Source organism: Vibrio sp. 10N.222.46.A1 (genome assembly GCF_041473595.1).
In the GTDB taxonomy this organism is placed as follows: domain Bacteria; phylum Pseudomonadota; class Gammaproteobacteria; order Enterobacterales; family Vibrionaceae; genus Vibrio; species Vibrio tasmaniensis_A.
On sequence record NZ_JBFRSN010001551.1, the window covers coordinates 1 to 1,023 of the forward strand.

The window sequence follows — 1,023 nt, forward strand, 5'->3', positions numbered from 1 at the left end:
AGAACAATTCGTGGAAGCTACGATGCCAAATGATAATTGGTCGGTCTTCAGAAATGTTATTCAGCAACTCGCGGCTCATTTCATTGCCGTGGAAGTAGTGATGGTAGCCCCAGCTTACCAATGGTTCGCCTTCTGCCAGTTCACTTTCTAACTCTGTTAAACGGGCTAAGTAGTTATCATGGCCTATTACGCCTTCAACGTTGCCCCACGGTAAATCCCAATCAGCAGGAGTAATAAAGTCTGCGCCGATCAATAACGCCATCAGCCAAAGGTGAACGTGAGGTTCAACGAAGCCCGGTGTAAGAACGCGATCTTCAAATGATTTATCAATCGTAAAACCATCTTTAGATTGGTACTTAGTGGTAAGTGTTTTTTGATCGCCAAGGTCGAGGATTTTACCGTCTTGGACTGCGATAGCGTCTACGTTGCTATGATCGTGATCTGAAAGAGTAATGATGTCGTTCGATACATAGAGCGTGATAGGGCTAGTAGAGGTTTCGGCGAAAGCAGGTGTGGCGACTAGGCCAGCAATAACCGTTGAGAGAAGTAGCTTTTTCATAATGGATCCTATTGCTCTCAACTAACGACCTTGTTTTATGAGAGGATTCAGTCGACCATCGCGCTTTGGAAAATCAATCTTCCTGTGAGCGCTTAGAAAGTCAGTTCTTTGTATTCACGGATAAGTGATAAGAAAAGAGAGGCGGTAAACCCATAATTAGCAATGCGTAACTCTGTTCAAATAAGTGTGTATAGCTAACTTCTGGGCTTACTGCCAATACATAGAGAAGCGAATTTTATCGTTCAAATACAGAGTGAAAACTCTCTTCGCCTCACATTTGTTGCTAATTTAGCAGTGTTATTACGTTTCTAATAACGCATAATGATGGGTAAAACCAAACATTAATAATCTAAGGCGGTGGGGATGTTTTCTTATGAACACTTAAACTCATTCTGTGCGACGTATGACGAACAGAGCTATAGCAAGGCTGCGAGATTCCTTGGTAAAGATAGAACAACCATTCG

General features: G+C 42.5%; 1 pseudogene. It reads right to left on the reverse strand.

The window, feature by feature from the left end:
• Positions 1-559 (reverse strand): annotated as a pseudogene (locus tag AB4496_RS28010) (amidohydrolase); the annotation flags it as partial.
• Positions 560-1,023: the final 464 nt, after the last annotated feature.